The 22,428-nt window shown below is 44.1% G+C and carries 23 protein-coding genes; 14 read left to right on the forward strand and 9 right to left on the reverse strand.

Annotated features, from left to right (window positions below):
- Nucleotides 1–15 precede the first annotated feature (15 nt).
- From ABDD95_RS16985 to ABDD95_RS17015, 7 genes are all read left to right on the forward strand, one after another.
- On the forward strand, nt 16–726 hold the full coding sequence (locus ABDD95_RS16985; RefSeq protein ID WP_345948530.1) for an SDR family oxidoreductase: 711 nt from the start codon (nt 16–18) through the stop codon (nt 724–726).
- Between the two features lie 86 nt (nt 727–812).
- The gene (locus tag ABDD95_RS16990; protein ID WP_345948531.1) at nt 813–1,466 is read left to right on the forward strand and encodes a TetR family transcriptional regulator C-terminal domain-containing protein; all 654 of its coding nucleotides are present in this window, start codon (nt 813–815) and stop codon (nt 1,464–1,466) included.
- A gap of 95 nt (nt 1,467–1,561) precedes the next feature.
- Nucleotides 1,562–2,242: an HAD family phosphatase gene (locus ABDD95_RS16995; protein ID WP_345948532.1), complete on the forward strand. Its 681-nt coding sequence runs from the start codon at nt 1,562–1,564 to the stop codon at nt 2,240–2,242.
- A 4-nt stretch (nt 2,243–2,246) separates the two neighbouring features.
- Nucleotides 2,247–3,572, forward strand: coding sequence for an AarF/UbiB family protein (locus ABDD95_RS17000; RefSeq protein WP_345948533.1), 1,326 nt, complete (start codon nt 2,247–2,249; stop codon nt 3,570–3,572).
- A gap of 167 nt (nt 3,573–3,739) precedes the next feature.
- Nucleotides 3,740–4,633 (forward strand): NAD(P)H-binding protein, encoded by an 894-nt coding sequence (locus ABDD95_RS17005; protein WP_345948534.1) that lies wholly within the window; start codon nt 3,740–3,742, stop codon nt 4,631–4,633.
- A gap of 22 nt (nt 4,634–4,655) precedes the next feature.
- Nucleotides 4,656–5,561, forward strand: coding sequence for a TIGR01777 family oxidoreductase (locus ABDD95_RS17010; RefSeq protein WP_345948535.1), 906 nt, complete (start codon nt 4,656–4,658; stop codon nt 5,559–5,561).
- Nucleotides 5,554–6,864, forward strand: coding sequence for a deoxyribodipyrimidine photo-lyase (locus tag ABDD95_RS17015; protein WP_345948536.1), 1,311 nt, complete (start codon nt 5,554–5,556; stop codon nt 6,862–6,864). The genes ABDD95_RS17010 and ABDD95_RS17015 overlap by 8 nt, the downstream gene beginning before the upstream one ends.
- On the opposite strand, the gene ABDD95_RS17020 is transcribed toward ABDD95_RS17015, so the two are convergent.
- The 4 genes from ABDD95_RS17020 to ABDD95_RS17035 all read right to left on the reverse strand — a co-directional run bounded on the left by ABDD95_RS17020 (nt 6,861) and on the right by ABDD95_RS17035 (nt 9,387).
- Nucleotides 6,861–7,811 (reverse strand): FKBP-type peptidyl-prolyl cis-trans isomerase, encoded by a 951-nt coding sequence (locus ABDD95_RS17020; RefSeq protein ID WP_345948537.1) that lies wholly within the window; start codon nt 7,809–7,811, stop codon nt 6,861–6,863. The genes ABDD95_RS17015 and ABDD95_RS17020 overlap by 4 nt on opposite strands.
- A gap of 8 nt (nt 7,812–7,819) precedes the next feature.
- Nucleotides 7,820–8,398 (reverse strand): FKBP-type peptidyl-prolyl cis-trans isomerase, encoded by a 579-nt coding sequence (locus ABDD95_RS17025; protein WP_345948538.1) that lies wholly within the window; start codon nt 8,396–8,398, stop codon nt 7,820–7,822.
- A 64-nt stretch (nt 8,399–8,462) separates the two neighbouring features.
- The gene (locus ABDD95_RS17030; RefSeq protein ID WP_345948539.1) at nt 8,463–8,912 is read right to left on the reverse strand and encodes a MarR family transcriptional regulator; all 450 of its coding nucleotides are present in this window, start codon (nt 8,910–8,912) and stop codon (nt 8,463–8,465) included.
- A 202-nt stretch (nt 8,913–9,114) separates the two neighbouring features.
- Nucleotides 9,115–9,387: a hypothetical protein gene (locus ABDD95_RS17035; protein ID WP_345948540.1), complete on the reverse strand. Its 273-nt coding sequence runs from the start codon at nt 9,385–9,387 to the stop codon at nt 9,115–9,117.
- 7 nt (nt 9,388–9,394) lie between these two features.
- On the opposite strand from ABDD95_RS17035, the gene ABDD95_RS17040 reads away from it, so the two are divergent.
- Both ABDD95_RS17040 and ABDD95_RS17045 read left to right on the forward strand, forming a co-directional pair.
- Nucleotides 9,395–9,757 (forward strand): hypothetical protein, encoded by a 363-nt coding sequence (locus ABDD95_RS17040; RefSeq protein WP_345948541.1) that lies wholly within the window; start codon nt 9,395–9,397, stop codon nt 9,755–9,757.
- 23 nt (nt 9,758–9,780) lie between these two features.
- Nucleotides 9,781–9,927: a hypothetical protein gene (locus ABDD95_RS17045; RefSeq protein WP_345948542.1), complete on the forward strand. Its 147-nt coding sequence runs from the start codon at nt 9,781–9,783 to the stop codon at nt 9,925–9,927.
- Between the two features lie 16 nt (nt 9,928–9,943).
- Here ABDD95_RS17045 and ABDD95_RS17050 read toward each other — a convergent pair whose 3' ends face one another.
- From ABDD95_RS17050 to ggt, 3 genes are all read right to left on the reverse strand, one after another.
- Complete coding sequence (locus tag ABDD95_RS17050) at nt 9,944–10,075, reverse strand: hypothetical protein (protein ID WP_345948543.1); 132 nt, start codon at nt 10,073–10,075, stop codon at nt 9,944–9,946.
- 261 nt (nt 10,076–10,336) lie between these two features.
- Nucleotides 10,337–10,795 (reverse strand): hypothetical protein, encoded by a 459-nt coding sequence (locus ABDD95_RS17055; protein WP_345948544.1) that lies wholly within the window; start codon nt 10,793–10,795, stop codon nt 10,337–10,339.
- Nucleotides 10,796–11,064: 269 nt separating this feature from the next.
- Entirely contained in the window at nt 11,065–12,786 is a 1,722-nt protein-coding gene (gene ggt / locus ABDD95_RS17060) for a gamma-glutamyltransferase (protein ID WP_345948545.1), read from the reverse strand.
- Nucleotides 12,787–12,945: 159 nt separating this feature from the next.
- Between ggt and ABDD95_RS17065 the strand changes: the two genes are divergently transcribed.
- The 3 genes from ABDD95_RS17065 (at nt 12,946) to ABDD95_RS17075 (ending at nt 14,933) form a co-directional block, all read left to right on the forward strand.
- The gene (locus tag ABDD95_RS17065; protein ID WP_345948546.1) at nt 12,946–13,440 is read left to right on the forward strand and encodes a hypothetical protein; all 495 of its coding nucleotides are present in this window, start codon (nt 12,946–12,948) and stop codon (nt 13,438–13,440) included.
- Between the two features lie 146 nt (nt 13,441–13,586).
- Nucleotides 13,587–14,198: a DUF4136 domain-containing protein gene (locus ABDD95_RS17070; protein WP_345948547.1), complete on the forward strand. Its 612-nt coding sequence runs from the start codon at nt 13,587–13,589 to the stop codon at nt 14,196–14,198.
- 78 nt (nt 14,199–14,276) lie between these two features.
- Nucleotides 14,277–14,933 carry a DUF4136 domain-containing protein gene (locus ABDD95_RS17075; RefSeq protein ID WP_345948548.1) on the forward strand — a complete coding sequence of 219 codons (657 nt, stop codon included), beginning with the start codon at nt 14,277–14,279 and terminating at the stop codon, nt 14,931–14,933.
- A 178-nt stretch (nt 14,934–15,111) separates the two neighbouring features.
- Here ABDD95_RS17075 and ABDD95_RS17080 read toward each other — a convergent pair whose 3' ends face one another.
- On the reverse strand, nt 15,112–15,540 hold the full coding sequence (locus ABDD95_RS17080; protein WP_352432916.1) for a hypothetical protein: 429 nt from the start codon (nt 15,538–15,540) through the stop codon (nt 15,112–15,114).
- Nucleotides 15,541–15,711: 171 nt separating this feature from the next.
- Between ABDD95_RS17080 and ABDD95_RS17085 the strand changes: the two genes are divergently transcribed.
- Nucleotides 15,712–19,476 (forward strand): S8 family serine peptidase, encoded by a 3,765-nt coding sequence (locus tag ABDD95_RS17085; protein WP_345948550.1) that lies wholly within the window; start codon nt 15,712–15,714, stop codon nt 19,474–19,476.
- A gap of 134 nt (nt 19,477–19,610) precedes the next feature.
- Here the strand turns inward: ABDD95_RS17085 and ABDD95_RS17090 are convergent, their stop codons facing one another.
- The gene (locus ABDD95_RS17090) at nt 19,611–21,266 is read right to left on the reverse strand and encodes an NAD+ synthase (RefSeq protein WP_345948551.1); all 1,656 of its coding nucleotides are present in this window, start codon (nt 21,264–21,266) and stop codon (nt 19,611–19,613) included.
- A 71-nt stretch (nt 21,267–21,337) separates the two neighbouring features.
- Here ABDD95_RS17090 and gldB point away from each other — a divergent pair, with 71 nt between their 5' ends.
- A complete protein-coding gene (gene gldB / locus ABDD95_RS17095) occupies nt 21,338–22,381 on the forward strand; it encodes a gliding motility lipoprotein GldB (RefSeq protein ID WP_345948552.1) in 1,044 nt (347 codons plus the stop codon).
- Nucleotides 22,382–22,428: the final 47 nt, after the last annotated feature.

Consider the following 22,428-nt stretch of genomic DNA (forward strand, 5'->3'; position numbering starts at 1 on the left):
TAAAACGATAGCCAGATGAGCTTTAACGGCAAGAACATATTAGTAGTGGGCGGAAGCTCGGGTATAGGCTTAGCTTTGGTTAAGCAACTGTTGCATGATGGTGCAAATGTAATCAATCTGTCGCGTAGTTCGTCGCTGCAGTGGCTGGAAGGTGTTCAACACATTGGCATGGATGTACTTGGCGATGTTACCAGCCTGGAAAGCCAGCTGCCCGCACAGTTGCACGGATTGGTTTATGCAGCCGGCAGTATTACTTTAAAACCCTTTAACCGCCTAACCGCTGATGACTTTCTCAACGATTATCGCATTAACGTATTAAGTGCGGTTAGCGTTATTCAGCAATCGTTAAAAGCTTTACGCAGTGCGGGCCAAAGTTCGGTTGTTTTGTTCAGCACGGTTGCGGCTAAGGTTGGGTTAAGTTTTCACACCAGTATTGCTTCGGCAAAAGGAGCGGTTAATGGTTTAACTATATCCTTAGCGGCCGAACTATCTGCACAGCATATACGGGTTAATGCCATTGCACCCTCGCTTACCGATACACCGTTGGCTGGCAGCCTGCTCAACACCGACGAAAAGAAAGAAGCTTCTAACAAACGCCACCCGCTGGGCCGCATTGGTAAGCCGGATGACCTGGCATCGGCCGCTCGTTTTCTTCTTTCTGATGAAAGCAGCTGGATGACGGGGCAAATCATATCTGTAGATGGTGGCATGTCTGCACTGAAGTAATGCCCGCAACAAGCAAGTTGTTGCGCAATACTGACACAAGCTTACCGAATAAAGCGTACATTAGATTATTACCAAAACAAGATAACATGGCAACTACCGAAAGCATACAGGCCGCATACATAGATTACGTACTTACCGAGGGGCATGAACCTAAGTCTGTGTATTTGTTCGCCAAAAATAATGACATGACCGAAGAAGAGTTTTACCGCTTTTTTGGCTCATTTGAAGCTGTTGAGCAAAATGTATGGGCTGAGTTTGCCCGTAAAACGGTTACCGAAGTTAAATCGCAGGATATTTGGGCGCAGTATTCATCACGTGAAAAGGCGCTGTCGTTTTTTTACAGCTTTTTCGAGTTATTGAAGAGCAGCCGAAGCTTTGCTATATACAGCTACCGCAAGCACGCCCGTGGCCTGGCCGCACCCCGTGTACTGGATAATTTGAAAACCATTTTTGAAAGTTTTGCAGACGAAATTTTACGTGATGGCCTGGAAACCGGCGAACTAACCGATCGTAAATTTTTCTCGAGCCGTTACAAGGATGCCTTGTGGATACAGTTTGGCTTTGTGTTAAAGTTTTGGATTGGCGACAACTCTGCAGCCTTTGAAAAAACCGACGAGGCGATTGAAAAAGGCGTTAACGTAACATTCGACCTTTTCCAGCGCTCGCCTATTGATAACCTGCTCGATTATGGTAAATTTTTAGCCAAAAACGGCGGTTTTAAAGAAAAGATGGGGTTCTGAGTGGATCGGGCTTCGTAAGGTTCGGCTGTCTTTATCTTTTAATTTATTAAGCCACTAATTTTCAGTGAAACGATAACAAATCCAAATTTAAATATTTGAAATCCGAAATCAGAGTGACATCATACGCTGCTATTTTTGATATGGACGGCACGTTAATAGACAACAATACGTACCACTTTAAAGCCTGGAAAGATCTTTTTGAAAAATATAACCGCCCGCCAGTTACCGATAAGCTTTATAACGAAAAATTGAGCGGCAGACCCGGTATTGCCATTATGCGCGAGTTTTTTAATGAGTTTAATGAGGACGATATGCAGAAGCTTTTTGATGAAAAAAGCCGGCTTTACCGGGAAGCATACGCCCCTTACCTTGCGCCAATTAACGGATTGGAGCGCTTTTTAACAGAATTAAAAAATGCTGGTGTTAAAATAGCGCTGGCTACATCGGCAGCTATTAATAATATTGATTTTGTAATGAGCCTGTTGCCGGTACGGCACTTTTTTGATGTGATAATTGACGGGCCACATGTAAGCGAACCTAAGCCGCATCCACAGATATTTTTAAAAGCCGCCGAAGGCTTAGGCTTTAAACCCAAAGACTGCGTTGTATTTGAAGACTCGCTATCGGGTGTTAAAGCGGGCAACGTAGCAGGCATGAAAGTGGTAGGTATAACCACAACACACCAGGCCGACGAGTTACAACCGGTTGACCTGTTAATAGACGATTATACCGGCCTTACAGAACGCCGGGTGGCGGCACTGTTTGATAGAAACTAAATATATGAGCGACGAGAAAGCGAAAGAACAAAACAGCATACCTACCAGTAAAGTAGAGCGGTCGGCAAAATTTGTAAAGACCGGATTTAAGGTAGGTGGCAACTATATAAAGCACTACTCTAAAAAGCTGTTTAACCCGAATTTAGATCGTACGGAACTGAATGAGGATAACGCAGCAGATATTTACGAATCGCTGAGTGAGTTAAAAGGCAGTGCACTTAAGGTGGCGCAAATGCTGAGCATGGATAAAAACATCTTGCCCAAAGCGTATGTAGATAAGTTTTCGCAATCACAGTACAACGCTCCTCCCCTTTCGGGTCCGCTTATCGTGCAAACTTTTCGCAAGTATTTTGGCAAGTCGCCCGAGCAGATCTATGACCGGTTTAATCTGCGTTCTGCAAATGCCGCCTCCATTGGCCAGGTACATCGTGCGGAGTTAAACGGAAAAAAGTTAGCCGTAAAAATACAATACCCAGGTGTGGGCGATTCCATTTCATCAGACCTTAAACTGGTTAAGCCTTTTGCTTTCCGGCTGCTGGGCATGAGCGAAAAGGAGCTGGATGTTTACATGCGCGAGGTTGAGGAACGTTTGCTCGAAGAAACTGACTATGAGTTGGAGGTTCGCAGGTCTATTGAGTTCTCCAATGCGTGCTCTGGTTTAAATAACACTGTTTTCCCTACTTATTACCCTGAGCTTTCGAGCAAGCGCATTATCACCATGAGCTGGATTGACGGCCAGCACCTGAAGGAGTTTTTACAAACAAACCCATCACAAGAACTGCGCAACCAAATTGGCCAGGCCTTATGGGATTTTTATAACTTTCAGCAGCATGAATTGCGTGCCGTACACGCCGACCCTCATCCCGGCAACTTTCTGATTACACCAGAGGGCAAGTTGGGCACAATCGATTTTGGGTGCATCAAAGAAATGCCGGAGGACTTTTATTACCCTTTCTTTTCGCTTACCTCAACCAATTTGCTCGATAATAAGGAAGAAACCATCAAAGCTTTCCGTAAACTGGAAATGATTTTACCTAATGATAGCGCCCAACAAATTGAGTTCTATTACGGCATGTATCACAAAATGATTAGCTTGTTTGCCAAACCTTATATGAGCAGCTCTTTTGACTTTGGCCAAACGGCGTTCTTTGATGAGTTGTATGGTTTTGGCGAGCAAATATCTAAAATGCCCGAATTTAAGCAGGCGCGCGGTGTAAAGCACTTCATATACGTTAACCGCACTAACTTTGGCCTGTACAATATTCTGCACGAATTAAATGCCCAGGTTAAGACGGATACTTACAAGCCGCACGTAGTGTTAGCACATTAAGCATTTTTTGCGCTATAATCATAAGGCGTTACAGCAATATTTTTTTGCTGTAACGCCTTATGATTTGTGCTTCGAATTGACTTAAGCCGGCTCAAACAAAGACCAATTTAACTACGTAAACCATAATTTTAAAACTCCGGGCCGTTTACGTTGTTGCTTTTTATTGTATGAAGATACTGCTTACAGGTGCCAATGGTTATATTGGAGCAAGGTTGATACCAGCCTTGTTGCAGCAAGGCCATGAGATTGTGTGCCAGGTACGCGATCCGAAACTTTTTCAGAAACAAAGCCCGTATGCCGACCAGGTAACCCTGATAAAGGGCGATTTGCTGCGTAGCCGCAGCATGGAACCACTGCCTACCGATGTTGACGCAGCATATTACCTGGTAAATGCCCTGCCCCAGACATCAGGTTTTGCTGGTTTGGAGGCGCTATCGGCCGAAAACTTTATACAGGCCGTTGACCAAACCGCCTGCAAACAAATCATTTCATTAAGTGAAATCGACGACCATTTGGGCCAGGCGGGTTTATCGCGCCAGCATGTGGAAGATATTTTGCGCACCAGTGATGCTGCCATAACTATATTAAAGTCTACCATGATTGTAGGCACAGGCAGTATAGCGTTGGAACTGATGGAAGGGCTTACAAAAAAATCGCCTATTATTATTGCTGCCAACTGGGCGCGTGCACAAGAACAGCCCATTGCAACCGATAATGTAATAGATTATCTGGTGGGTAGTCTTCTTAACGAGGATACCTTCAACAGCGAATTTCACATCAGCGGGCCGGATATTCTGACGTTTAAAGATATGCTGCTTATGCACGGCGAAATTTGCCGGCAGCGTAAAGTTAAAATTGTGACTGTGCCGCAGGTATCGTCAGCACTATCTTCTTACTGGCTCAATTACTTAACACCCATCAGCTACTCGCACGCTAAAACCCTGGTGGAGAATTTAAAGTTTGACCTGGTTTCGCGCGATGATGCCATTAAAAGCATAATCCCATTGCGTTTACTTACTTTGAGGGATGCCTTGCAAACCAGCATACAAGTAAGTTCGTAGATATATCATCAATACTCAGCCCATGCAACACGTTTTAATAACCGGTGGTACCGGCCTTATTGGCAACCCATTAACAGAAGCATTGCTGGCTAAAGGTTATCAGGTAAGTCACCTGAGCCGTAGCCCAGGTAAAAACCCAAATGTTAAAACTTACTTATGGGACGTTGCCAAAGGCCAGATAGACCCCAGCTGCATAAACGGCGTTGATACCGTAATACACTTAGCCGGTGCAGGCATAGCTGATAAACGCTGGACGGCAGAACGCAAAAAACAGCTTATAGAAAGCCGCACCCAATCTATTCAGCTTATTTACGGCTTGTTAAAGCAAAATACCAATCATCAGGTAAGGCACATTATTTCGGCCTCGGCTACCGGCTACTATAGTAATCGTGGCAACGAATGGTTAACTGAGAATAGCGTACCTCTGCATGATTTTTTAAGCACCTGCTGTATTGAGTGGGAAAAAGCTGTTGATGAGGGGCAGGAGCTTGGCCTTACCATTACCAAATTCAGAACTGGTGTAGTACTCACAACCAAGGGCGGGGCTTTACCGCAACTGGCTAAACCAGTACGGCATGCCTTGGGTGCGCCGCTAGGCAGCGGAAAACAATACATTCCGTGGATACATATACAGGATGCAGTAGACATATACCTACAAGCTGTTGAAGGCAGCTTAACCCCCGATACCTATAACATGGTTGCCCCTAACCCGGTTACCAACCAGCAACTTACGGAGGCAGTAGCCAAAGAATTTAACAAGCCGCTATGGTTACCCAATGTACCTGCCGCCGTGCTAAAGCTTATTTTTGGAGAAATGAGCATTGTAGTTTTAGGAAGCACCCGCGTTTCGGCCCAAAAAGTACAGGATGCCGGTTATCAATTTAAGTACAATAACATAGATAACGCGCTAAGAGATATTTATGCCTGATCAAAACCCCGTTACCTTATTTTGGTTCCGGCGCGATTTACGCTTACACGACAATGCCGGGTTATATTATGCCCTAAAAAGCGCCAACCCCGTACTGTGTCTTTTTGTTTTTGACCGCGACATTCTGGATAAGCTGGAAGACCGGGACGATGCACGCGTTACCTTTATCTACAATGCGGTAATTGAATTAAAAAAGGAACTGGAGCAGCAAGGTAGCAGCCTACTCATTAAATACGCCCGGCCGCAAGAAGCATTTGAAGAAATTTTGAATGAGTATAACGTAACCAGGGTTTACACAAACCGCGATTATGAGCCCTATGCCAAACAACGCGACAGCAATATTGGCGAACTGTTACAAAGCCGTGGTATAAGCTTGAAAACGTTTAAAGACCAAATAATTTTTGAGCGTGACGAGGTGGTAAAGGACGATCAAAAACCATATACCGTTTTTACACCTTACAAAAAACGTTGGCTCCGGACCGTGAATGATTTCTATTTAAAATCATACCCTACTGAAAAATATTTTAACAACCTGTATTCCGCGGCACCATTACAGGCAATTACCTTAAATGACATGGGTTTTGTGGAAAGCGCGATAGAGTTTCCCGCTACGGAGTATGAACATATTATTGATGATTATGCCCGCAACCGCGATTTTCCGGCCAAAAAGGGCACTTCACACATTGGCATACATTTGCGTTTTGGTACCATAAGTATAAGAGATGCTGTACGTGCTGCTTTTACGCGCGAACAAACCTGGTTGAGCGAACTGATATGGCGCGAGTTTTACATGATGGCGCTGGATCATTTTCCTGACACTGCACAGCACGCCTACCGGCCCGCTTTTGACCGTATACAATGGCGTAACAATGAAAAAGAGTTTGAACTTTGGTGCCAGGGAAAAACCGGTTATCCATTGGTGGATGCAGGCATGCGGGAGCTGAATGCCACCGGTTTTATGCACAACCGCGTGCGTATGGTAGCCGCCAGCTTTATGGTGAAACATTTACTGATAGACTGGCGCTGGGGCGAACACTACTTCGGCCGTAAATTACTGGATTACGAAGCCTCCACCAATATTGGTAGCTGGCAGTGGGTAGCCGGTTCGGGTACTGATGTAATGCCTTACTTCAGGATTTTTAATCCGGAGGCACAGGTTAAAAAGTTTGACCCCCAATTTGAATACATAAAAAAATGGGTTCCGGAATATGGCACCAGCCAATATCCAAAACCCATTATTGATAATCCCGGAGGTAAAGAGCGTGCGCTTAAAACTTACCGGGCTGCAGTAGCAAAAGTTTAATTAGTTACCGATAAAATAGTAAACTCATAATGCAAGATAGAATAAGGAGATACGGTTCCATTAGACGAGCCGGTAACTCCATAACCTAATTTTGAAGGAATAAATAGAGATAATTGTCCACCAGCTTTTGCAAATGGTAAGCCGCCGACCCAGCCAGGCATTTGCTCCTGCAATACGACGGAGTTTCCGCCTTCAGCATTTCCATCCGCAAAAATATATTGACTAAGGTAAGGGCCGTTTACAAGTCTTCCTGTATACTGTAAAGTTACGGTTGATGTAGGTTTTATAACATCAGTACCTGTGCCTTGCCGGGTTACCTTGTAGTACAATCCGGTGTATTCGCCAGTGTTAATCCGTGTATAACCAGTTAAGTTATTTGTTTTTAAGTAATTCGATATCACGTAATCATCGTACTCATCCTGGTTGTTTACAACGTTAATATAAACATCCAAACTTTCGTTACCGGGTAAACGGCCGCTGCCGGTACCCAACCCGCTGCGCCCGTAAGCTAAACGAGAGGGTATTAAAAGGCGTGCACGGGTGCCTTTGTATTTAACTAAATTTTTAACCGCAAGCCGCAACCCTTCAGGTACTATATAACCAACCGGACTGTAAGCCCTGCTGTAAATACCTTGTATGGTAGAGCCTAAGATGGTATCGGTTAATGCGAACCTCCCGTCTAATGATTTCAGCGTACATAAATAAAATATACGGTCTGAATATTCAAGCGGAGTGCCTTTGCCCTGACCTAATATTTGGTAATAAGTACCGGTGGTATCAACACCGCCCGATTTATCGCGCTGCATATTGGTTAGATTGTTAGCCTTTATGTAAGCTTGTATCTGTTGCTCATCGTAGGTTTTGATGTCAACATCATTACCCTCTTTGCGACAAGAGAACAGCCCGGTGGTTAACAATAAAAAAAGTGCTAAATAAGATTGTTTCATTTAAATTATTAGTTCGTTACATCAAATACTTCTATCCTAAAATCCAGTACCGCATTGGCATCCAGTCCCAACAGCGGTTGCCGGTAAGGCCCGTATGCATAGCGCGATGACACCAGTAACCTGATTATGCCACCCTTGTAAACCTTGGGTAAGCCAACTTGCCAGCCTTTTATCACTTCGCCCAGGCGGTAAGCCGGGTGTACATCACCGGTACTGGCAAATTGCCGCCCCGATGTTAACTCACGGCCTGTAAAGCCTACTGTTATATTACTGGCTAAACTATACAGGGTATTAACCGGCCCTTGTTTCTCTATCACATACCAAACGCCTATAGTATCGGGCCTGCCCAGTACGTTTTCTACCCGCTTTGCGCCGGTTATACCATTGTCGGTTATATATTTCTGAATAACTTGATCGTCGGTAGCAGCCTGGTCGGGGTTTATTACGGCAGGGTCATCTTGTTTTTTACATGCCGTAAAAAGCAATACACAACAACAAAACCATAGTAACCTGTTCATCACCTTGTTAGTAATCGGCAAATTTACCTTTTTAAAGAATAAATAAGGCAGGTTAACAATTTTTAACATTTAAAAAGCAATACGTAAAGCGACGTGAAAATGAAACATGAAGATTGATTACCACACTAACGTATTATTCGGGGTTATAATCTAACGTAAGCTGATTTATTTTTTTTAACGCTTTAGTAAGCTGCAGCTTCTCCTTTTCGCTGATATGCTCATTTAAATAAGCATTAAACTGTTTTACAATGGTGCGGGCCATCTGGCGCTTTTCTTTACCCAACGCTGTTAAATATATTTTAACGGAGCGCTTGTCGCCCTCGTTAGATTGCCGGTAAATAAGATCCATTTTTTCGAGCTGGGTAAGCATACGCGATAAACTGGTTGACTTTAAACCTAGCAGCGCCGCCACCTGCGATACGGTGGTACCTTCTTTTTCATCGATATTAATGAGCACATAACCAATGGATTGGGTTATGCCAAAATCGGCCACGAGCTGATTATAGCGGTTGGCCATATTTTGCCATACAATCTTTAACAGGTAATCAATGGTTTCGTGCTGATGTTTCACATTACTAGGCATGCTTACCAAAGGTAGTTAAAATTGGGGTGTGGGCAAGAGGTGTGGAATTGTTAAAATTATAAGAGGACCAAGCATCTCAAACAAAAATAAGCATCTTGATTCTTATAAAGGCGCTTCCCTTACGGGCCGGGCTATCCGCTCATACTGCACCGGCCTTAACCACAAAGCCGGTATCCGCTACTATCCCTAACGCAGGACATTGTCAGGTCGATTCATCTTCAATGACATCCAGTTTCCACTTATCGTTATTTTTTACGAAGTGGTAAGTTACATGCACTCCGGTGTCCTCCATTTCTAAAATGGCCGCAGCTTTATTACTGCCAGTTTCTTGTCTTGTAGTTATGTACGTATTTTCGGTTTCAAATTTCCAAAACTTCCAGTCCCTCCTATTGATTACTTTAATTGTATCGCCCTCTTCGTAACGCAAAATATTTTTCAAAGGAAAGTTGGATATTGTAGCGACCCCTCTAATCATTTCAACGGTGATTGCAGACCAGATTCACACAGCAGTGCTTGTACAGCATCAGGGAATAAAACATGTCCATGCTGTAATGGTAGTGGAAAATCAAATTAAACCTTATTTCATGTTAGAACTTCAACTTAAATCTTTAAAATCTACAACCAACTTTGTACGCATCGGATTTATACCTATATGGATGCTGTTAACCATTGCATTTATAAAATTTGGAAACTTTGAAAGTGGTCAGATTATCGGAGCTGTAGTGGGTATGGTTATTGGTGGCACACTGGTTTATGGATATTCGTACTCAAGTTTTCATATACCGCAAAAGCATTGGAACGTTACATCATTGCATTACAAACCAAACAGTTTGGCGATGCATTAACGTTTGGCAGGATTTATTACTCTATGACTCGAAAAGGACTATTCGGTGCTGATGGTAGTGGATTGACCATATATGATGAAAGTGCTATACAAAAAATATTTCAGCCTATTCGAATTGATAATACTAAAGCCCTTGATTCTTCATCAAGGGCAGTTAAAATTGCCTCATAAAGTTCTTCTTGCTATATTATTTCTTTTTACCACTAGCTTGTGACAAGACAGAGCCAGCTAACTTTTTAGAAACATTTGAAGAATTTGGATTTTGCAGCACTTTAGAAGCTACTGTAGCAATCTTCGAAGATGACTGTTTTTTGTTCATTGAATTTAATGTTAAGATTAAACAATTAGGTTATTTAATAACACAAATATAATTAAATGAATTGCTAATAGTGTTGGCATTTTTCAACAATAATTTATATTTATCAACATAAACAATGTTTAAATACTAAGTTAGTTAGTGGCGGGTTGGTAGTAAACAAATATATCATATCTAGTTGCTACACTTTGTATAGCAGGTATTTATAATAGAGATAATATTATATGATGATGATCGGTAACCGTAATTAATTGCCAAAAAAATTTAAGATTTGACTTGTATCGGAGTCTTGAATTGGTACAAAACATAAATCAATACGAGCGTAACTGTAAGAGTGGTCGCTATAACTAGTAAGGAGTATAGATTTGTGTTATTAATCATTCTTCCGTATCTTTCCCTATCGGCCGCACTTACTTTAGTGATTTGAGATTGCAGCCGACTTTTCTCCATCATTCGATAATCCACATATATTAAAAATAAGAGATTAGCTACAGGTACAAAAATTATCCCTTTTGATACCTGCTGATTGATAGCAACTAAGGCAAAATATCCAGCTATCAAGATATTGTTTAAGTCAAATAATTTGTCGTGTATTCGGTCAAAGTATTTAACTATATCAGCGGTTCCTTCTTCCTCCATTTTAGCCATACGAGCCATTGACTCGTCGGCTTCTCGCATTATTCTGTCAATGTCAAACGGTTCGTTTTGATTTTCGTCGCTCATTAAAATTGGGCTATTAAATTCCACTTCTAATATAGTAACAAACTTCAAAGAATAATTTTATATCAAGTCGTCGCAACCGTAATTAATCACTAAAAAATTTATATAAATCTACAAAAAACATGGTTTCAAGGGCTAGTTTAATATTAAAATAACCCTCAAGAAATCCTAATCCTTAGTATCTATTATCTCATTATTTGCCTATTACAACAGGCTTTCTCTGGAGTTAATTATCTCCGCCAACGCGTAGCTATTAGTATTACCCTCATCACTTACCAACCCATTTTAGTATCATCCCCCCTCGGGTCGGCACCGCCAACATACCCTTTTGGTGTAACCACAATAGCATCTACACGGCCAATACCGCCCCGATTGATGATCTTGTAGCCTTTTTGCTGCAGCTTACTTACTACGTCGGCGTTCAAAGACTCATCCTCTATATACACTTCATCCGGCAACCACTGGTGATGAAAACGTTTGGAGGTTACCGCCTGCTGAGCATCCTGCCCAAATTCAACAACATTCAGAATGGTTTGAAATACCGAAGTAATAATTGTTGAACCTCCGGGGGTACCTACCACCATAAACAGTTTGCCATCCTTCTCTAAAATAGTTGGCGTCATGGACGATAGCATGCGCTTACCTGGTTGAATGCTATTTGCTTTACCACCAATAAGACCAAACATATTAGGTACACCTGGCTTGGCGCTAAAGTCGTCCATTTCGTTGTTCAGCAAAAAGCCGGCGCCTGCTACAAATATCTTGTTCCCAAACGAGCCGTTTAACGTAGTGGTTATAGACACGGCATTGCCCTGTGCATCAACAATAGAGTAGTGCGTGGTTTGGTCGCTTTCATAGCCAGCAAAGCTGCCGGGCTGTACAGAGCTGCTTGGTGTGGCTGCGTTCCAATTAAAAGTTTTCATGCGATTGGTAATATAGCCCGGCCTTAGTAAGCTATCAGCCGGTACCTTATAAAAATCGGGGTCGCCCAGGTATTTGGAACGGTCGGCATATACGCGGCGCTCCGCTTCAGTTATCAGCTGAACGGTGGAGTCTTGGTTGTGGCCCCAACGTGTTAAGGGGAAAGGCTCAACGCTTCGTAATAACTGCAATAAGGCAATTCCTCCGCTTGATGGTGGCGGCATAGTGATAACCTTGTACTGCTTGTACTGCCCGGTTACCGCTTTACGCCATACGGAATGGTAGTTATCCAAATCGGCCTGAGTAATGAGGCCGTTACCCTTTTTCATTTCAGCAACCATATAAGATGCAACGGAGCCTTCGTAAAAACCGGCACGACCGTTATCGCGGATCTGGGTTAGTGTTTTGGCCAGATCTTCCAACACCAGTATATCGCCTGCTTTCCAGGGTGTATCTTTTGTAAAGTAATTTTTGCCAGCTGCATTCAGGCGATTAAAATCGGCCTTGTTTCGGTTAAGGTCATTAGCCAGGTGCTCTGTTACCTTAAAGCCTTTACGGGCCAGATCTATTGCGGGTTGTACCAGCTCTGCCCATTTTAACTTGCCATACTTTTTGTGGGCCTGCACCATGCCGTCAACAGAGCCAGGAACACCGGCAGCCTGGTGGGTATACAGGCTTTTATTAGGTATAACGTTTCCGTTGGCATCAAGGTACATGTTAGCACTGGCTGCTGCCGGCGCTTTTTCTCTAAAATCGAGCGTATTGGTTTCGCCCTTGCCAGACCGGTATACCATAAAGCCGCCGCCACCAATATTGCCTGCCTGTGGCAGCGTTACAGCTAGCGCAAATTGCACCGCCACGGCAGCATCAACGGCATTACCTCCCTTTTTAAGTATAGATAAACCAGCTTGTGCAGCATCAGGATAGGCACAAACCACCATGCCTTTGTGATAGGCATCGGGCTCGCTTTGCGCTTGAGCTGTGGTGGTCAGCAAGCTTGCGGTGATCATAAAGGAAAGCAGTTTGCATATCTGCATGCGGATATTTGAAGTTGTGGTAACGATGGTGATCATTTTACTAAGTTAATGCAATAGCATTAAACTATCCTAATACGCCACAGTCAAAGAGGCGTTTTTGTGGTTAAAAATCAGCCACAAAATAATTAAGTCAACTTTTTTTAAACCCTTAAGGGCACAAAAACCGAAATTTGCCGTTAAGTAAAAAATCACATCATGAGAAAAACAGCTCTATTATTAATTATTGCAGCGTTTATAATGCTGTTGCAACAGAAAGCCAGTGCACAAGATTACAGAGGGGCCGTGGGTTTAAAGTTTGGCGGCTACGAGAACGGCATATCCGGCAAATACTTTATGAAACCTAATACCGCCATTGAGGGTATTTTAGGCATACGTTCACATGGTGTGGTACTAACCGGCTTATACGAAATACATCAAACTGCTTTTGATGTAGCTGAACTTAAGTTTTATTACGGTGCAGGTGCCCACTTAGGTGCCGTTGGTGATGGCTACTACAAAAGATACGGCGGCGACGACGAGTACTACAAGAGCGGCCTTTTACTTGGTGCCGATGGTGTAATAGGTTTAGAGTACATTATTCCGCAAAGCCCTATAGCCATTAGCCTGGATCTTAACCCACGCGTTGAATTAGCCCGCGGTCCGTTTTTTGACCTGGCTCCGGGTTTAGGTATTAAGTATACATTTAAGTAAATTTCGTTTACATGATAAACCGGCCCGCATGTTGTTTACATGCGGGCTTTTTTGTTGGACCGGGAATTTCATGCTACCCTTTCTTCTAACGAAAACAAATTTCCTGATTGAGCACTTTAATTAGTGCATTTACTATTTAACAAAACATGAAAAAGATAATATTTCTGAGCATTACTGTAATGACAATAAGCCTCATTACAGCATGTTCACGCTATTCTTATTACTCCGTAGGTGGCACCGCCACCACACTAAGCAAGTACCGCACCTTTGCCTGGTTGCCGCCGCTTAAGCAAACGCGCAATGCAGCGCTTAACAATGATATTGCCGACCAGCGCATACATGAATCTGCCACAACAGATTTAGAGGAGCGGGGCTTGCGACTGAAAGGCAAAAACCCGGATTTACTGGTGCGCTATATGATTATGTTAGACGAGAAAGAGCGGATCTATGACCAGCCTGTTTATGATTACGCTGGCGGCGGTTATTACCCGCGGCTGGGTTATTACCATGGCCGCCGTGCTTACTATTATGCTTACAGCGCTCCGTACCAGGTTTACTTAGGCAATGATGTTGAGCGCGTACCCTATAAGCAAGGGACATTAATTATTGACCTTATTGACCGTAGAACCCGCAAAGTTATATGGCGGGGCTATGGCGTAGGCGAGGTAGATAACCCTGCACAAGCCACAAATGATATACCTAAAGTGGTAAACGGCATCATTAAAAAGTTGCCTTTAACGGCGGTTAAACAGCGTTGATTTTTAAGAAAAAAAGTTGCAACAACCATTAAACCTTTGGCTCGGGTTTTGTCTAACTTACATTAGCAAAATTATATCATGAAAAGAATACTAAATATAGCAGTGTTGCTGGTTGTCATCACTGCCTTTTCGGCGTGTAGCAATTACAGGTACTACACCGCCGGAAAAGACGACATTAGTTTGAGTCAGTACAAATCATTTGCTTTTGCACCGCTCCTTAAAGCACGCAAGCCCGACAGCGTTTTAGTTAATAAACGCGATTTAGGCGCACGTTTAAATTACGTGAACAATAACCGGTATTACAACAACCCGGAGGCGATGCAAAAAATTAAGGATGCTACCGTAAGCAATTTGCAAAGCAAGGGTTTAACCCTGCAAGAGGGCCGTGCCGATTTATTGGTACGCTTTAATACCATTGTTGACCGCGGTACCCGTACCAGCTACTACTCGCCTTATTATGGCGGTTGGGGCTGGGGACCAGGTTGGGGCGGCTGGGGTTTCCGTGGCCGTTTTAGCCCGTATTTTTACGGCGGCTGGGGCGGTGGTTATGCCTATCCAAGCCAGGAACATTTTAAAGAAGGTGTACTGTCAATTGAGCTGATCGATGCCCGTACCCATGAGCCGGTATGGATTGGCTACGGCGCCGGCGAGCTAAGCCGCGACCCACAAAAGGTGATGACGCAACTGCCAAAAATTGTAGAAGACATTTTTAAACGCTTACCTGTGCGTTCATAAAATTCTGCTATTTAATGATCACTGCAAAGGGGGCTTTACAAAGCCCCCTTTGCTTTTTGTAGGTTATTGCTGCATCTCTTCCTTCCAAAAAAGTGATATCCTGAAACAGCAGCAACTTTATGCTTTAAATCGCCTCAAACAATGCCTGGCATTACAAAGGATTGAGTTACTCTTTCAATTAAAATGCAGCATCCAGCGTAATCCTAACATCGCGCTTTGCTACCGTTCCCTTTTCTACTTTAACCGGGTTTAATATCCCTTGGCCATCAGTCTCAGCCGCAAAAAGCCCGTTGCTTTCCTTTACAAAAACAGAGTAACTTCCCGCTGGTAACTTCGCCTGGTAATGGCCTGTACTATCACTTTTAACCTTAACGGCTAAACGGCCGTTCACCCGGGTAAACAATGGCATATTGCCTTGCGTTTGCTGTGTGTTGGTGGCCCAGTAAATCCATACTTCACGCACCACGCCTTTGCCCTTGCCACCAGATGCTTTTCCTTTCATGGGCATCTGGTTTCCACTCAACCGGTAGATATAACCTTCAACCCCCTCTGTAACTCGTGCCTGTGATTGCGCTTTGTGCGTAGAACACGACAGTAAGGCTAACATATTTATAGCTGCAAGTTTTAACATCATCTTTAATGTCGGCATATTTTGTACAAATCTGATAGTTATAAAAAGGTAAATTTAAGGTAAATATCCGGCAGTAAAATGTTGCCGCATAATACTTAACTTACGCCTGCTTTACCATCCCCGCCGGTAAGGCTACTAAATTACAATATGCATATAAACTACTACTTTAAAAGTATTTCGGGAGCGTTATTGCTGGTGCTTTTTAGTGCCGGCGTTATGGCGCAAAAGCCCTTGGTTACTGCAGCCAAGAAGGCAGAGTTGGACCAACTGGCCACCCAGCTCGAAAGCACATACACCACCAGCCTACAAAAAGCCTTAAGCGCAGCGCCGCAATTTAACTGGCCTACCCGCAAAGTATCCAAAAGCGGCACGGTGTTTTCCTTGCAAAGATTAAATCGCTTAGGCTTTCCTATTTATTATAAAACTTATAACAATGTTATAGCTGCATCCACCACACGTACTAATACAGTACAACCAGGCGGCACTACCGGCCTCAATCTTTCAGGCGCCAGCACACTGCTTAATGGTAAATTAGCCATATGGGATGGTGGTTCGGTATATACCGGTCACCAGGAATTCGCCGGTAAGACGATTACCTTGCGCAATACAGCAGCCGCTATAGATTTGCATGCTACACACGTTGCTGGTACCATGATAGCCAAAGGACTTTATGCACCTGCGAAAGGCATGGCCTTTAATGCCTCAACACTGCAATCGTACGATTTTAATAATGACGTAGCTGAGATAACAACAGCAGCGGCTACCGGTCTGTTACTGTCTAACCACTCGTATGGCACATTAGCGGGATGGAATTATGATGAGGATGAAGCGCGCTGGGAATGGTACGGTTTACCCGGCGATACTGAGGATTACAAATTCGGTTTTTATGACAGCGAATCGCGCAGCCTTGACCAGGTGGCCGTAAACGCGCCCTATTATTTAATTGTAAGCGCATCTGGAAACAGCAGAGGCTACCCCGGTCCGGCAGATGGTGCTAATTATTGGGGCTATACCAGCCGCACAAACCCAACGCTGATAAATAAAGGCCCGCGTCCGGCCGGCATTAGCAGTAATACGGGGTATGATGTAATACCCGGTTTTAGCAATGCTAAAAATGTTTTAACCGTTGGTGCTGTTAACCAGTTGCCTTACGGTCCAACTACCCGGCAAGAGGTTGTGGCAGCGTACTTTAGTGCCATTGGGCCAACTGATGATGGCCGTATTAAACCTGATATTTGTGGTGATGGCGATGCGGTTTTATCAACCAGTAGCAGCAGCCCAACTGCTTATACTACACTGTCGGGCACATCCATGGCTACGCCAAATGTTACGGGTTCATTATATCTATTGCAAGAGTTGTACAGCCAGCGCAATAGCAATGCCTTTATGCGCTCGGCTACTTTGAAGGCACTGGTTTGCCATACCGCTTTCGATGCCGGTAATATTGGGCCCGATTATATTTTTGGCTGGGGTGTACTGGATATGCAAAAGGCAGCACAAGCTATAACCGACCGCGGCACCAAAAGCCAGATCAATGAAAATACACTTACCCAGGGGCAAACTTTTACAGGTGCTTTTACTGCATCGGGCAATGGTCCATTTAGTGTAACCATTGCCTGGACAGACCAGCAAGGCACGGTTTCGGCCGATGGAACAATAAACGACCGCACACCAAAACTGGTGAACGATTTGGATGTAAAAGTAACCGATGGTACCACTACCTATAACGCCTGGCTTTTAGATCCGCTCAATCCGTCAGCCGCTGCCACACGCGGCAATAATATACGCGACAACATAGAGCAGGTATATATCGAAAACGCGGTTCCAGGTAAACGTTATACCATAACGGTTACCCATAAAGGCACCTTAACAACCGGCTCACAGCCTTACTCCATGGTTATTACCGGCATTGGCGGCGCGGAGTATTGCACATCAGCACCCGCTTCGAACGCCGACTCGCGTATTAATAATTTCACCCTATCGAACATCAACAATACACCGGCTGCAGGCTGCACCGGCTATTCAAATTTTACCGGTCTCACTGCACAACTCGAAAAAGGTCGTAGCTATTCTGTAAGCATAACTTTGGGTACCTGTGGCGCCAATTTTGACAAACGCGCTAAAGTATTTGTAGACTGGAACGGCGATGGTACTTTTAACCCTGTTACCGAACTGGCCGTTACTACAAGCAATAACATTAACGGCACAGGTACGTTTACCGGCCAGATAACCGTGCCACCCGATGTGATACCAGGCAACTACAGCCTGATGCGCGTAGTTTTAAATGAAACCAGCGATCCTAATACCATAACGCCTTGCGGAACTTACAGCAAAGGCGAAACGCAAGATTACCGGGTACAATTTATGCAAGCGGCGCGCGATGCCGGTGCACTATCGGTAAGTAACAGTGCTATAGGCGGTGGTTGTGCAGGAAATTCGCGCATTAGTGTGCGGTTAAAAAACTTTGGTACGTCCGAAATTAATAACATCCCTGTCAGGGTAACCATCACGCCGGCCAACGGCGGGCAGGTTACCACCTTAACCGAAACGTACACCGGCACTTTACCGCAGGCTGCCGAAGATGATTTTATTTTGAACAGTACCTACACTACGGTAGCAGGTGCATCATACACGGTAACGGCCGAAGTATTGTTGAACAATGATCCAATTTTAGCCAACAATACAGTTACAGCATCAGTAGTTATTGGCTCAACGCCTGTACCTACCAACCTATCTGCCGTTTATTGTGATGATACACAGCAATACCTACTATCGGGCACAGGTGATGGCGCAGTATTATGGTACGCTACGCCTACCGGCGGTATTCCGGTAGCAGTGGGGCAAACTACTTTTACCAAAACTGCACCTGCTAACAAAACTTTTTATGCAGCTTTAAATGACTATAGCGCAAGCGTAGGGCCGGCCACCAAATATGCCTTTAGTGGCGGCAGCTATAACCAGTTTGGCCAAATTGTAACCGTAACTACTAAAATACCCGTTATTATTCAAAGTGCGCGCTTATATGTTGGCAATTCGGGCCGGGTAACTATAACCGCAAGCAACGCAAATGGCGAAGAGGTGGGCCGCACGGTGCTTAACGTTACCGCTACCCGCACTACACCGGCCGCAGGCGCACAAGCCGATGACCTGGCCGACCAAGGCCAGGTTTACAACCTGAACTTGTTATTACCCGACCCAGGATCTTACCGTTTAAGCATAACCTACGCTAACAACGCTACCCTTTATCGTAGTAATGGTGGGGTAAGCGGGTATCCGTTTGGTAATGATATTTTTGCCATTACACGCAATAACGCAACGCTAGCCACTAACCCATCAGATACAACAGCCTACCGGAGCTTTTACTATTACTTTTTTGATATGAAGGTAGCCAGTGCCGGCTGTGCCTCGGTAGCCAGGGTTCCGGTTGTAGCCGCCAGTCCGGTAATTACTCAAAACGGCACTACGCTGGTATCAAACTTTACGGCTAACAACCAGTGGTATTTAAACGGCGTGCTCATACCCGGTGCTACCGGTCAAACCTATGTGCCCGCTCAGAGCGGCAATTACCAATTAAAAAATGTATTGGTAACCGGCTGTACAGCTATATCGCCTGTGTATACTTATATAAAGAGCGATGCGGCAACCAATACACCAACCGCCATCAGACTGTCGGCTTACCCGGTGCCTGCCACTACGGAGCTTAATGTGAGCTTTATAGCCGATGCTGCCAGCGACATGACACTATCATTGGTAAACACACTGGGCAAAACGGTTTACAGTAATAAAGCCAGTATACGGGCCGGCAGTTACAGTACCACTTTCAGCGTATCCAACCAACCAGCCGGAACTTATATTCTACGCGTATTGCTTGGAGAGAAAGCCTACAGTGCCAAGGTGATTATTATAAAGTAAAGAGGTGTTATAAAACAAAGGAGGCCGGTTATCATCAACCGGCCTCCTTGTTTTTATAGTGTTAGGTAACAAGCCTATGGTGTTAGCAACTAAATGCTTTAGGCCAATTTCACAATTTTTCTGTAATTAGCTCACTATGATAAATACTTGCCTACAATAGGCATTCTGCGGCCCATCCCAAAAGCTTTGGGCGATACCCGCAAAATGGGCGGTGTTTGGTATCGCTTATGTTCGGCCGTGTTTACTAATTTAATTACCCGGCGTACCGTTGTCTCATCGTAACCCGACTGAATGATCTCGGCTGATGACAGGCGCTTTTCGATATATTCCACAAGGATGGTATCCAGCGTATCGTAATCGGGCAGCGAGTCACTATCTTTCTGATCGGGGCGCAACTCTGCTGATGGTGGCTTAACGATAGAGTTTTCGGGGATAATTTCGCTGTTACGGTTGATGAATTTAGCCAGTTGGTAAACCTGCGTTTTGTATACATCGCCCAAAACGGAAATGCCGCCGCACATATCACCGTAAAGGGTGCCGTAACCTACTGCTGCCTCGCTTTTGTTAGAGGTGTTTAATAAGATGTAACCAAATTTATTACACATTGCCATCAATACCACCGCACGGCTGCGGGCTTGCAAATTTTCTTCGGCAATGTTAAACGGCAGGCCGTCAAACTGTGGGTGCAGGGCGGTTTCAAAGGCATCGGTAATATTCTTAATTTCTACGGTCTCCGTTTTGCAACCCAGATTCTTAATCAGATCTTCGGCGTCTGTTATCGAGTGGCTGGTTGAGTATTTAGATGGCAGTAGCACGGCCATCACGTTCTCAGCGCCTAAAGCCTCGGCGGCCAAAGCACAAACCACTGCAGAGTCTATACCGCCTGAAAGTCCCAATATAGCTTGCTTAAAACCTGATTTATAAAAGTAATCACGAATGCCGAGTATCAAGCCCTGATAAATCTGCTCGATGTCGCTTTGTCGTTCGGGCATTAAAGTTGCCGGCTGGGCAGGCGTAACGGTAGCGTCGTCGTTTAAAGTATAGTAGGCCAGCTTTTCTTCAAAGTAAGGTAGCTCGTCCACCAAATTACCATCACTATCAAAAACCAGTGAGCCACCGTCAAAAATAATTTCGGTTTGGGCTCCTATATGGTTTACGTAAAATAGCGGCAATTTATAACGCTTTGCATTATTCCCTAAAATGGCAATGCGCTCTTCATCATGGTTATAAGCAAACGGCGAAGCTGCAATATTTATCATTACATCGGGCTTTTGCTCTATCAGTTTATCCATTGGCCGTGTAATGTACAGCGGGTTTTCTATAGTATTCCACAAGTCCTCACATATAGTAAGCGCTATGCGGCGGCCTTTATATTCTACACACTGAAACTCTGTTTCAGGCTCAAAGTAGCGATATTCATCAAATACGTCGTAATTTGGCAATAACGCTTTGTTAACTACCTGTTGCACCTTACCATCGGCAATAAAATACGCTGAGTTATGCAAGTCCTTGCCGCCCTTGCTTTTATACTTATTAGGTGTTGGGGTACCAATTATGCAAGCAATGCCTTCACATGCCGCAGCGATTTGCTGGGCCGATTGCTCGCACAGGCCAATAAATTCTTTAAATTCCAGGAAGTCGCGGGCCGGATAACCACTTAGGCATAGCTCAGCAAATACCACCAGATCGGCTCCGTTTTGACGTGCCGTATTGATAGCCTCAATAATTTTAGCGGTATTGGAGTCAAAATTACCAATGTGGTAATTTAGTTGTGCGAGTGCAATTTTCATAGTATGCATTTATTAGATGGAGTTGCCAATAATAATTGCAACCCAAAACCTTTAATTTTGTTGAAAGTAATATGACGATACTCTACAGCGGCAAATTAAAACAATTTTATGCGCTTTTTTTAGCGGCAACTTTGATAACGGCTTGCAAGCAGGACAAGAATAAGGTTGATATCAGCAACATTAAGCTCGAAGTACATATTGAGCGTTTTGATCACGACTTTGATATGCTCCGCACCCGGCCCATGCAGCAACAGGTTACCGTACTTCAAAAAAAATATGGCGCTTTTTACCAGGATTATATAGAACGTATACTGGAAGTGGGCAACATTGCTGATACCAACTACTTTGCCGACCTCCGGCAGGTGGTTAGCGGAAAGCCATATATGGATCTGAAACATGAGGTTGACTCGGTTTATCCTAACCTGGATAAGCAAGAAGAAGGGTTGACCGATGCTTTCAAACGTATTAAATATTATTTTCCGGCTAAACAACTGCCAAAGGTATATGCTTACTTTTCAGGTTTTCAGGCGCAAACCACATTGGGGAATGGTTATTTTGGAGTAGGGCTCGATATGTTCCTGGGTGCAAAATCAAAATTTTACCCGGCGCTGGTTAATACATTTCCACATTACCTTTCGCGCCGGTTTACGCCTGATAATATGGTGCCAAGAATAATTGAGGGTATTATACGTGAAGACATGTTCCCCGAGAGCGGCAACGATAAATCTTTACTGGCTAAAATGATTTACGAGGGCAAAATGATGTACCTGATGGATCAATTGTTGCCTGATGTGCCCGACACTACAAAAATTGGTTATACCAGGCAACAATTGGAGTGGTGCCAGGCTTTTGAAAGCAATGTATGGGGTTACTTTTTGGAAGAAAATCTGTTATACGAAACTGATTACATTAAACTGCAGAAATACCTTAACGAAGCTCCCTTTACGCCCGGCCTTGGTGAAAAAAACGAGTCGGCACCTAAGCTGGCTGTTTGGACCGGCTGGCGCATTGTCCGTCAATACATGATTAAACACCCCGATACCACCTTACAGCAGTTATTAGCAATGACCGATGCACAGAAGGTATTGAATGATGCAGGGTACCATCCCAAGTAAAGATGAAAAAATAAAAAAGAGCTTTCTGAAATTATCAGAAAGCTCTT

Origin of the sequence: Mucilaginibacter sp. PAMB04274 (assembly GCF_039634385.2) — a bacterium.
Classification (GTDB): Bacteria; Bacteroidota; Bacteroidia; order Sphingobacteriales; family Sphingobacteriaceae; genus Mucilaginibacter.

Bases quoted from the DNA above. Each gene is read 5' to 3' on its own strand.
- ABDD95_RS16985 (WP_345948530.1), top strand. From the start codon at position 16: ATGAGCTTTAACGGCAAGAACATATTAGTAGTGGGCGGAAGCTCGGGT.
- ABDD95_RS16990 (WP_345948531.1), top strand. From the start codon at position 813: ATGGCAACTACCGAAAGCATACAGGCCGCATACATAGATTACGTACTT.
- ABDD95_RS17000 (WP_345948533.1), top strand. From the start codon at position 2,247: ATGAGCGACGAGAAAGCGAAAGAACAAAACAGCATACCTACCAGTAAA.
- ABDD95_RS17005 (WP_345948534.1), top strand. From the start codon at position 3,740: ATGAAGATACTGCTTACAGGTGCCAATGGTTATATTGGAGCAAGGTTG.
- ABDD95_RS17010 (WP_345948535.1), top strand. From the start codon at position 4,656: ATGCAACACGTTTTAATAACCGGTGGTACCGGCCTTATTGGCAACCCA.
- ABDD95_RS17015 (WP_345948536.1), top strand. From the start codon at position 5,554: ATGCCTGATCAAAACCCCGTTACCTTATTTTGGTTCCGGCGCGATTTA.
- ABDD95_RS17020 (WP_345948537.1), bottom strand. From the start codon at position 7,811: ATGAAACAATCTTATTTAGCACTTTTTTTATTGTTAACCACCGGGCTG.
- ABDD95_RS17025 (WP_345948538.1), bottom strand. From the start codon at position 8,398: ATGTTAAAAATTGTTAACCTGCCTTATTTATTCTTTAAAAAGGTAAAT.
- ABDD95_RS17030 (WP_345948539.1), bottom strand. From the start codon at position 8,912: ATGCCTAGTAATGTGAAACATCAGCACGAAACCATTGATTACCTGTTA.
- ABDD95_RS17035 (WP_345948540.1), bottom strand. From the start codon at position 9,387: ATGATTAGAGGGGTCGCTACAATATCCAACTTTCCTTTGAAAAATATT.
- ABDD95_RS17045 (WP_345948542.1), top strand. From the start codon at position 9,781: ATGACTCGAAAAGGACTATTCGGTGCTGATGGTAGTGGATTGACCATA.
- ABDD95_RS17050 (WP_345948543.1), bottom strand. From the start codon at position 10,075: ATGAACAAAAAACAGTCATCTTCGAAGATTGCTACAGTAGCTTCTAAA.
- ABDD95_RS17055 (WP_345948544.1), bottom strand. From the start codon at position 10,795: ATGAGCGACGAAAATCAAAACGAACCGTTTGACATTGACAGAATAATG.
- ggt (WP_345948545.1), bottom strand. From the start codon at position 12,786: ATGATCACCATCGTTACCACAACTTCAAATATCCGCATGCAGATATGC.
- ABDD95_RS17065 (WP_345948546.1), top strand. From the start codon at position 12,946: ATGAGAAAAACAGCTCTATTATTAATTATTGCAGCGTTTATAATGCTG.
- ABDD95_RS17070 (WP_345948547.1), top strand. From the start codon at position 13,587: ATGAAAAAGATAATATTTCTGAGCATTACTGTAATGACAATAAGCCTC.
- ABDD95_RS17075 (WP_345948548.1), top strand. From the start codon at position 14,277: ATGAAAAGAATACTAAATATAGCAGTGTTGCTGGTTGTCATCACTGCC.
- ABDD95_RS17080 (WP_352432916.1), bottom strand. From the start codon at position 15,540: ATGTTAGCCTTACTGTCGTGTTCTACGCACAAAGCGCAATCACAGGCA.
- ABDD95_RS17085 (WP_345948550.1), top strand. From the start codon at position 15,712: ATGCATATAAACTACTACTTTAAAAGTATTTCGGGAGCGTTATTGCTG.
- ABDD95_RS17090 (WP_345948551.1), bottom strand. From the start codon at position 21,266: ATGAAAATTGCACTCGCACAACTAAATTACCACATTGGTAATTTTGAC.
- gldB (WP_345948552.1), top strand. From the start codon at position 21,338: ATGACGATACTCTACAGCGGCAAATTAAAACAATTTTATGCGCTTTTT.